Below are 10,344 nucleotides of genomic sequence, written 5' to 3'. Positions count from 1 at the left end.
AGAACCGTAGTTTTTGCCCTCACCCTAAATCCCTCTCCCAAGTCTGGGAGAGGGACTTTGAAAACGTCACATTTTAGAATGAAATAGCCCTGGTAAAATACTAGCCTTTATTTCATATCTAAAATGCCTAGCTTATCCGCTATTTTAAATAGGATAAGCGGAGGTTATTTTTAACTAGTTCCGTGGGTTTAAGTCCCCCGGTTCTAAAATCGGTAAGTAATGCGATTGTGGTTAAATCGCACGTTGTAATGCGAGTCGGAAACCGTCCCCACAACAGCACTCTTCATTACAAAACAAAATTGACGAATTACGAATTACGAATTACGAATTATTTTAATTACCTATACCTGTGGTTTCTCCTATAGCCAACAATATTATTTTTAGAGATATAATCATGCTTTCAATTGATGAATCACCCTTTTCTAATATTCTGGGATTCCTCTCACTATCTAGCTATATAGGTACATTACTTCCCACAAATCTAAGAATTATTTTTCCGCAAACCAAAGAGACTGGTATTCCCCAATGGTTGCTAAAACACCGCCGCAACATCGGTATTATAGCTTTCTTTTTGGCTTTAGGTCATGGTTTTTTAATGGTTCAAAAGAGAAATTTTGATTTTTTTGACATTAAGACATTTTGGATATATTTCCAGGGCGTAAGCACTTTCATAATTTTTACACTGCTGTCTATAACTTCTAATAATTGGAGTGTAAAAAAGCTTAAAAAGAACTGGAAGCAATTACATAAACTCACTTATGTAGCTATGGTTATTTTGATTTGGCATATCTCAGACAAGATGTCAGGTCATTGGACATATTTAACACCGATTAGCCTTTTTGCTATTAGTCTAATTACGGTTTTATTTATCATCCGACTTTGGATTGAACACCAAAATAAACAACAAAAAAATACAACTAAAGTAACTAAAGCAGAATTACCAGAAAGAAGCACTAGTACAGCACGGCAGAAGTAGCTAAGTAGGTAAGCGTAATTAAATATAAGATAAAACCTCACCCTCAATCCCTCTCCTTAATAAGGAGAGGGAAGCCGGAGGCGGGGTGAGGTTTTATATTTAATTTTACCCACTTACTTAATTAGTTGAAACTAAAATAAGCTTTATTTTCTTGTACTATTTGTTGCCAAAATTATGTAAATGGAGACTCACTTTGTAGTGTCAAACCAAATTGTTAAGAAAATTACAGTATTACTGGTAATTACATCTACAGCAACCTTGGTTGGGTTTAGCTCCTATCGTTTACTATTTCCATTCCAGATGGCCACACATGGGGCTATGGCCTTGCCAATCATTCAACCTTATCAAACCTTAAAAGGACATTCAGCGTGGATTTATGCGATCGCTATTAGTCCAGATGGTAATACTTTGGTTAGTGGTAGCTACGATCGCACAATCAATATTTGGAATCTGCACACTGGCAAATTACTCCACAGTTTTAAAGGTCATGCTGATGCAGTTGTATCCTTGGCGATTAGCGCTGATAGCCGTATACTCGCTAGTGGCAGTTGGGATAATCGAATTAAACTGTGGAATCTGGAAACAGGAACTCTCATCCGTACCCTTGAAGGGCATAAAGACGATGTAGAAGCAGTTGCTATAAGTCCCAACGGAAAATTGCTTGCTAGTGGCAGTGCTGATAATAGCATTAAGCTCTGGAATCTCGACACAGGCAAAGAACTCTTTACGCTCCAAGATGTAGGCTGGGTAAAGTCTCTTGCTTTTAGCCCCGATAGCCAAAAGTTAGCCAGTGGGAGTAAAGATAACTCTATCAGAATTTGGCAGCTAAACACTAGTAGTCCAACACTTATACAGACTCTCACAGGGCATTCGCAAGAAGTACGTTCTGTTGCCTTCAGCCCTGATGGGCAAACCCTTGCCAGTGGCAGTATGGATAAAACGATCAAACTGTGGCGTTTAGGCGATCGCAAATTGTTGCACACTCTAGTGGGGCATTCTGAATCTGTATGGTCTGTTGCCTTTAGCCCTAATGGACAAACCTTAGCTAGTAGCAGTTATGACAGAACAATCAAACTCTGGAATCTAGCTAGTGGCAAACTCCTTGCTAACTTTGCAGGACATACCAAGTCTGTATGGTCTGTTGCCTTTAGCCCTAATGGGCAAACCTTAGTAAGTGGTAGTGCTGACGAAACCATCAAACTTTGGTCTATACCCCGCGATACTACCGCTCATACTCAAACATTTTAAAGATATTTAAGCCCACATTTGACATCAAGTCTTGGCAAATATAGCGGTTCTCATTTACATCTGGGGTTAGCGGATAGGGACTTGACGCACATCTATTTTACCTGTGACGGCGTTGGTGATGAGGGCGGTGCGATGGCCATACTCGCTAAAACAGTTTGTAACTAATTAGTTAACTGTTCAGAAACCAAGAACCATCACCACTGAGCATTTGCCATAATTAATGCCGCTGCCTGAGAGCTATCTAATGGATGGGAGAAAAAATATCCCTGCCCATATTCACACTTCAAATTTCTCAACAGTGCTAGTTGCTCTTCTGTCTCCACCCCTTCGGCGGTCACATCCACACCTAATTTGTGTGCCAATGTAATAATTGTTTGAACAATATCTAAATTTCCATCATTAAAAATGCTCCCGCTAATAAAAGAGCGGTCTATCTTCAACTGATTAATTGGAAATTGGTGGAGACGACCTAATGAGGAATACCCCGTACCGAAGTCATCAATTGCCAACTTAATTCCTAAATTTCTCAGTTGCTTTAACCTGATGATGGCTTTATCATGGTTTTCCATAATTACGCCTTCTGTAATCTCCAGCGTCAAACTACCTGGGGCGAGTCTAGTGTCTTGTAGAACTTTATCGACATGTGACAGCAAGTTTTCTTCACTAAACCTAGTAGTACAAAGATTAACACTAATGGTCAAGGGACACTCAGCCAGATCCCCCCAACTAGAAAAGAATTGCTTTTGCCACTGCTGTATCTGACTACATGCCTCATGCAAGACCCACTGTTCAATAAGGATAATTAGGCCGGTTTCTTGGGCAGTTGACATGAAAGACTCTGGCAAAACAATGCCGTGTTTTGGATGTAGCCAGCGCACAAGTGCTTCAAAACCAATTATCCTGCCGCGACTGAGTGACACTATCGGTTGATAATAAAGCCGAAACTCTTGAAGCTCAATGGCTCGGCGCAGCTCGTTAAGCAACTCCAAGTGTGCCATTACTTGAATATGCATATCAGTGTTAAAAATCTCATAGCACGCCCTGCCTTGTGCCTTAGCTCGGTACATCGCAATATCGGCGTCACGCAAGTAATCTTCTGGTTGTTTACAACCTGTTATGCTTAAAGCAATGCCAATACTCGCTGTAGTAGAGACTTCATGCCCGTCTAGAACAACAGTTCCTGCCAGACTCTTTTGTATTCGCTCAACAACCGCTACCACTTCAAATACATCTTTAATTCCTACTAGCAAGACGATAAACTCGTCTCCTCCCAGCCGTGCAGGTATATCTATAGAGCGCAAGCATTCTTGAAGCCTTTGAGCAATGGTAACCAGTAATTGATCTCCAAATATGTGTCCCAGGCTGTCATTGATCACCTTGAAGCGATCTAGGTCTATAAACAAGACAGCAAATAGATAATCTGAATGCCGTTTGGAATAATTGACCGCATCTTCTAAACGGTTCATAAATAAAGCGCGGTTTGGAAGTCCCGTTAGTACATCGTGAAATGCAAGATGTACCAGTTGTGACTTGGCTAGTTTATGCTCTGTAATTTCACTTAGCAATTGCTGATTTGCTTTTGCCAGTTCCACTGTGCGTTTTGTCACTTGTTCTTGTGCTTGTTTAGTTTCGCTGATATTACGCAGCAACCAACGCCAGCCTACCAACTTTTGTTGTGAGTCATACACTGGAGATGCCCTGATACTAGCAGGAAAGGGTGTACCAAACCGTGGCTTTATCTCAATCACGCAGTCCTTTATCTGCTCCGAATTATTTATCAGGAAGCGAAATATCTGGCGGTCTTGTTTAGCAATAAATACAATTAATGGCTTACCTCCCAGATATTGTTGGTGTACAGAGAGCATACTTGCTGCTGCATAGTTAGCCTCTAGAATCTTCCCTATGGTATCAGTTACCAAGTAACCATCCGGTGCAAAATCGAATAATTCTTGGTAACGCTGGCGTTCTCTTTCAGCTGCGGCTCTTGTTACTTCTAACTCCTCTGAGGCAGCTAATAGTTCTTCCACTGCTATTTGGAGTTCATCGAAAGCCGCTATCATTAGTTCTTGTTGTGAGTTAGGTTGAGTTGAAGTACGCTGCCATATTCTCCGTACCCGCGATCGCAATTCTTCTATCTGTTGGCTAAATTCATCTACATTATTCATTGCTGAAACTGCAAAACTAGGAAGCATGGGTATAAATAATGGTCAAATCAAACTCTTAGTATTAATAAGTACTAAAAAAAGCGCATCTATAGCAAGGTAGACTTTTATTGCTTACGCACTATGTTCTTAATTTTTCATTGTGTAGCGTGAATACGGTTCTTCAATTTGGTATCTTTTTTCTTAACTAATTAGTTAACTATTCAGAAACTCATCAAAAACTGCTAGCGTCAAACAAAGTAAAATAATATCGTTTGTGGACTTTCAATCTTGAAAACCCGTTCTAACTACTGGCAACTGCTGCCTTATATCATACTCCAGTGGCAAACCGTCGCCAAGGGACTTATTGGTATCTTGGGATACGTACTGGCGACATTAGTGTTGATCAATCTTGCCGGTAAATTGGCAACTCCCTTTGCCCAAGGTAATGTAGTAGCGATCGCTCAAATAACTGGCAGTTGTGCTTTAGTATTTCTTGTTAGAGGATTGTTTCAGTCTATACAAGATATGTACATGGCAAAAGCTGCTTTGAGAGTTGCTTTTCATCTCCGCCAGCAAGTCTACGCCCATCTTCAAAAGCTAAATCTCAGCTATTTTGAAACAGCAAAAGCAGGTGATTTATCTTACCGCCTCACAGAAGATGTTGACCGAGTTGGCGAAGTGGTAAATAAAGGATTTCACGACTTTATCCCCTGTATTTTGCAGTTGCTGGCAATTCCGATTTATATGATTTATCTGAATTGGGAACTGACATTAGCAACGGTGATAGTTGCGCCGTTGATGGGTATTTTAGTCGGCTGGTTTGGGGAACGGTTACGCAAATATTCCTTAAAAAGTCAAAATCGCGTGTCGGGTTTATCAGCCATCCTCGCGGAAGTTTTCAACGGTATTCGTTTGGTACAAGCTTTTGCAGCCGAAAATTACGAAATCGCCCGCTTTGGTCATGAAGCAGAACGCAGTCTCAAAGCCAAATACTCAGCCGAACGCTTGAAAGCAATTCAGATTCCGATCATCGGATTTTTGGAAGCCTTAAGTGCGTTATCGTTACTGATTGTCGGAGCTTGGCAAATTTCCCAAAATAACTTGACAGTGGCGAATTTTTTCAGCTATTTGGCGGCGGCGGCGCTGTTAATTGATCCCATTGGTCATACTACTAATAACTACAACGAATTTAAGCAGGGTGAAGCATCTGTTGACCGCGTTTTTGAATTGATGGCAATTCAGCCGACAGTGATCGAAAAGATTAATGCGATCGCTCTGCCCCCAGTCAACGGCAAAGTAGAATATCGTCATATTTCCTTTGCTTATAAACCAGGTGAGCCTGTATTAAAAGATATCAGTTTATTAGTATCTCCAGGTGAAGCGATCGCTCTTGTGGGTGCTTCTGGTGCTGGTAAAACCACATTTGTCAACCTCCTCCCCCGTTTTTACGACCCCGAAGTTGGTCAAATCTTCATTGACGGTATTGATATTCGAGATGTCAAGCTGCATAGTCTGCGGCGACAAATTGGGATTGTTCCTCAAGAAACCATCATGTTTTCCGGGACAATTGCCCAAAATATCGCCTTTGGACAAGATGTTTTTGATATGGAAGCAGTTAAAGAGGCGGCGAAAATTGCTAACGCTCATCAGTTTATTAGCCAATTACCAGAAGGTTATCAGACTTGGGTGGGTGAACGTGGGGTAAACTTATCTGGTGGACAAAGACAAAGAATTGCGATCGCTCGTGCTGTTCTGCTCAATCCCCAAATCTTGATTCTTGATGAGGCGACATCAGCCTTAGATTCGGAGTCAGAAGCGTTGGTACAGGAAGCGCTGGAAAGATTGATGGAAAAACGGACAGTATTTATTATTGCTCACCGTTTATCCACAGTTAGAAGGTGCGATCGGATTTTAGTTCTCGAACAAGGACAAATTGTCGAATCGGGAACCCATGAAGAATTACTAGCCCTAGAGCGTCGCTATGCGCGGTTTTATGCCCAACAGTTTAACTAGTCAAAAGAGGGAGTGGGGAATCTCACTTCTTTACTCAGGGTAGCCACATCTAAAGTAGTCTTGACCATGAGCCGCCATATCCAAGTGCGAGAATTCTAGGTTAGACTATGGCAATTAATTTTATATGTAGTGGGTGAAAAGTGAAAGGAAAAAATAATCCCAAGAAATCCCAGCTGTTAAAACAGCCATTTGCTTTAGGAATCGGTGCGGCATTAGTAGCTGCAACTTCTGGGGCAATTTTCTCCTCGTTTGTGAGTTTAACTCCCTTAAAAAATGATGTTGCTTTCGATCTGCCTGGTAGTTCCAAAAATGTCACAGGTTTGATTCCTGCAACTCTAGATCATCCTGTGAATATTTTGATTCTCGGTATCGACAATTCTGGACATCCTCACGAGAAAAACTTTACTCCTGCCGAGGCATTAGCAGGCAATAGCGATACTATGTTACTAGCGCAAATCATGCCAGATTCTCACTCGATTAATATATTATCTATTCCTAGAGATACTCTCGTTCGATTTTATGGAGTTGGTGTAGATAAAATTAATGATGCAAATGTGCGTGGTGGAACAAAACAAGCAGCCCAAAGTGTAAGTCAGCTATTAGATGATGTATCAATTGATCGTTACGTGCGCCTGGATACAGAAGGTTTTATTCATTTGGTGGATGCCTTGGGAGGAGTTGAAGTTAATATCCCCAAAAAAATGGATTATGTAGATCATTCACAGAACCTCAGTATTCACTTTTTAGCCGGTCTACAAAAGTTGAGTGGGCAGCATCTAGAAGAATACATCCGTTTTCGTCATGATGCTTTAGGTGATATTGGTCGAGTTCAGCGACAACAACAAGTACTTAAAGACATTTTACTTACACTGCTTCAGCCACAAACTATTACTAAATTACCTCAAATTTTAAAAGTAGCTCAAGATAATATAGATACTGATTTATCTATTAATGAAATGTTAGCTATAGCTCAAGCTCTAGCTCAAAGCAACCACCATAATTTTATGCTCCTGCCAGGGCGTTTTAGTGAAAAAAGTGAATATAATGTTAGCTACTGGATTTCTGACCATAAAGCTACTAGTAAAATTCTCCAACGTTATTTTGATTTTAATAATGGAGAAATAAAAGAAGAGGACAAAAATTTAGTAGTGCCGCAAGGTATGAAAATTTTTATCCAAAACGCAACCACACAACACGAAGCAGTAGCAAAAGTCACCTCTGCACTCGAAAAACATGGTTTTAGGAATATTTTTCTTTCTAGTCATGAAATTGATACTAATACAGACTCTGCTCAAAAAACCAGAATTATTGCTCAACATGGAAATCCTGAAGCAGCCAATGCAGTTCAACAAGCTCTTGGTGTCGGTGATGTAGAAGTTGCTTCTTTAGGAGATATTGCATCTGATGTCACTGTTGTGATTGGCAAAGATTTAACTAGTGCCATTTCTGAAAATAATTCTACTTCTATCAAACAGAATTTGGGATTACAGGCTAGACAAAAATACAGCAAAATTGGTAGTGGTAAATAAGCTGTTTCGGAATAGAATTCCAAGGCTAATAGCTTGCATTCCTCTAAAGCGGACTGAGTAAATGATTCTAGTCCACTTGAGTGGACTTAAGCTATCAGCCTGGAACTTCAGTTCCGGGCGGGATGTCTGTAAGCACGACTATTTAACTTTGCACTACCCCCTAGACTGAATTGCCTTAATTAAGTCATAAAAAGGTTGCCAATTATCTTCCTGAGCAATTGGTTCCCAAATAGATTCAATCACAGGTCTTAGTAATACCGTTTTCGGATTATTAACAGCTAGAGTTTGGGCAATTACATCAATGCGTAGGCGTAGCCCGTCGTAGACATCGCTCTCCAAATCATTCAAAATTTTATGATACAGTATGCACCAATCATCAAAAACTCCTGACGCACCCGCTACTGGCACAATATCAGAATTATTCATCACATAACCTGGTTCATCTCGCCATTTCGATGAAAAAGTCCGAGCCATTTCATAAAAGAATTGGTGATAACCCACTTGGCTATCTTTCAAAAATTCAATCGTTAGATTCAACAGTTCCCCAAGTTCTGGATGTGGCAAATCATCAAAACCTAACTTTTTCAACATCAAAGAACTGTATTCAGCTTGATAATACTCAGCAAACATTGCTAGCGCAGCTTCCATTTCGCCTTTATCGATAATCGCCTTTAAAGGTTCCTGGAGCATTTCTAAATTCAATTGGCAAACAATTGGTTGATTCCCGTAACAGTAGCGTCCAGAATAGTCAAAATATGCAGCTATAAAGTATGGCTCATAAGTCGGGATAAATGCGTAAGGGCCATAGTCAAAACTCTCTCCCGTAATCGACATATTGTCAGTATTTAGGACTGCATGACAAAAGCCAGCCGCCATCCACTGCGCTACTAGTTTTGCAACTCGTTTAACTAATTCGGCGTAAAACAGAGCATATTTATCTTCTTCAGCATTTAAGTGTCGATAATACTGCTCAATTACGTGGTCTAATAACTTCTTGGTTAAATCTGGACGCTGGAAAAAGTGCAGTCGCTCAAAAGTGCCAAAGCGAATATGAGAACTGCTCATCCTAATCATCACAGATGAGCGGGTAGGCGAAGGTTCATCGCCCCGCCAGAGCGGTAAACCTGTTTCAATCAAGCTTAGACAGCGCGAAGTCCGTACACCCAAGTTGTGTAGTGCTTCCGCAGCCAGAACTTCCCGCACCCCACCTTTGAGCGTCAGCATACCATCGCCACCACGGGAGTAAGGCGTTCTTCCAGAACCTTTCGTGCCAAAATCGTACAATTCGCCATCAGTGGCGCGTACTTGCCCATAGAGGAAGCCTCTACCATCACCTAACTGTCTGTTATATTCACCAAATTGATAGCCGTGGTAACGTAGTGCCAACAAGGGTTTACGCCCCTGAAATTTGCCAAAAGCTGTGATAAAGTCTTCGTCTTTGACTAGTTGAGCGTCTAAACCCAAGCGGGGTAATAGTGCATCGTTACGCCAACGCAAGAGGTGTTGAGGAAATTCTTCTGCTGCAACCTCGTCGTAGTAGTCGTCGCCTAGAGATTCCAAGGCGCTTTCGTAGTTGAGGCAGAGAAAAGGATTGCTAGAATTTTTGTAGTTCGGAGTTTCAGCCAGAGTCATTACGAGCAAAGCTTAATTCATTCTTCCCTTAATACTACCTCTGGCTTCAGCATCAGCATAGACGCAAAAAGCAACCCATATCTAAAATATGGCAGCGTCACATCAAAATCTAGAGCGCATAATGAATAAAGTTTTGAAATTAAAGAAAAATTTAACTCAATTAGCTATTTTAGACGCTACATTTGAGGTTTTTGGCTCAGAATTACACCAGTATCAATTTAAACCTTGCTTGAGTAACAAAGATATTCAAGTCTTTGAATCTAGATATAATATTAAGCTACCAACTGAATATCGAAACTTTCTCTTAGAAATTGGTAATGGTGGTGCAGGGCCAGGATACGGCTTATCTGGACTATCGGGAATTGAATCTGAAGATGTCATCCCAGAAAAACTATACCCTGAGAATTACGAAATTCTCTCTAAACCATTTCTTTTGACAGAAGCATGGAATGATTTAGATTTAATTGTCAAGAATAATACAGCTTTTGTTACCAACAATAATAAATATTTCGACGATAAATTTATTCAGGGTACTCTGCCAATCACAAATTATGGTTGTGGAATTTATGCGATTTTAGTCGTTACTGGAGAGCAGTCAGGAAAAATCTGGATAGATGACCGTACTAATGATAATGGAATATATCCTGCTTCTTTGAGTTTTTGCCATGCTTTCCATGACATCAACCCTGATGATTCTTATCCAAATAGCAATGAGGAGCAACCTTTAAGTTTTTATGATTGGTATGAAGACTGGCTAAACCGAAGTTTGGATCAAATCCGCCAGTCTTCCGAAAGTTAAGCT

7 protein-coding genes are annotated in these 10,344 nt (G+C 40.6%); 5 read left to right on the top strand and 2 right to left on the bottom strand.

The annotated features are described in order from the left end of the window. The first annotated feature begins 349 nt into the window (after positions 1 to 349). Together V7K73_RS18165 and V7K73_RS18160 are read left to right on the top strand one after the other, a co-directional pair. A complete protein-coding gene (locus V7K73_RS18165) occupies positions 350 to 976 on the top strand; it encodes a ferric reductase-like transmembrane domain-containing protein (RefSeq protein WP_334881967.1) in 627 nt (208 codons plus the stop codon). Positions 977 to 1,174: 198 nt separating this feature from the next. Then, complete coding sequence (locus V7K73_RS18160; RefSeq protein ID WP_334881966.1) at positions 1,175 to 2,224, top strand: WD40 repeat domain-containing protein; 1,050 nt, start codon at positions 1,175 to 1,177, stop codon at positions 2,222 to 2,224. A 194-nt stretch (positions 2,225 to 2,418) separates the two neighbouring features. On the opposite strand, the gene V7K73_RS18155 is transcribed toward V7K73_RS18160, so the two are convergent. After that, on the bottom strand, positions 2,419 to 4,416 hold the full coding sequence (locus tag V7K73_RS18155) for a putative bifunctional diguanylate cyclase/phosphodiesterase (protein ID WP_334881965.1): 1,998 nt from the start codon (positions 4,414 to 4,416) through the stop codon (positions 2,419 to 2,421). 240 nt (positions 4,417 to 4,656) lie between these two features. Here V7K73_RS18155 and V7K73_RS18150 point away from each other — a divergent pair, with 240 nt between their 5' ends. Together V7K73_RS18150 and V7K73_RS18145 are read left to right on the top strand one after the other, a co-directional pair. Next, a complete protein-coding gene (locus V7K73_RS18150; RefSeq protein ID WP_334881964.1) occupies positions 4,657 to 6,381 on the top strand; it encodes an ABC transporter ATP-binding protein in 1,725 nt (574 codons plus the stop codon). A 140-nt stretch (positions 6,382 to 6,521) separates the two neighbouring features. Next, on the top strand, positions 6,522 to 7,910 hold the full coding sequence (locus V7K73_RS18145) for an LCP family protein (protein WP_334881963.1): 1,389 nt from the start codon (positions 6,522 to 6,524) through the stop codon (positions 7,908 to 7,910). Positions 7,911 to 8,063: 153 nt separating this feature from the next. On the opposite strand, the gene V7K73_RS18140 is transcribed toward V7K73_RS18145, so the two are convergent. Next, on the bottom strand, positions 8,064 to 9,542 hold the full coding sequence (locus V7K73_RS18140) for a protein adenylyltransferase SelO (protein WP_334881962.1): 1,479 nt from the start codon (positions 9,540 to 9,542) through the stop codon (positions 8,064 to 8,066). A 121-nt stretch (positions 9,543 to 9,663) separates the two neighbouring features. Here V7K73_RS18140 and V7K73_RS18135 point away from each other — a divergent pair, with 121 nt between their 5' ends. Continuing rightward, the gene (locus V7K73_RS18135) at positions 9,664 to 10,341 is read left to right on the top strand and encodes an SMI1/KNR4 family protein (protein WP_334881961.1); all 678 of its coding nucleotides are present in this window, start codon (positions 9,664 to 9,666) and stop codon (positions 10,339 to 10,341) included. Positions 10,342 to 10,344: the final 3 nt, after the last annotated feature.

Origin of the sequence: Nostoc sp. (genome assembly GCF_036916975.1) — a bacterium.
Lineage (GTDB): Bacteria > Cyanobacteriota > Cyanobacteriia > Cyanobacteriales > Nostocaceae > Nostoc.
This window is presented reverse-complemented; position numbering and strand designations above follow the sequence as displayed.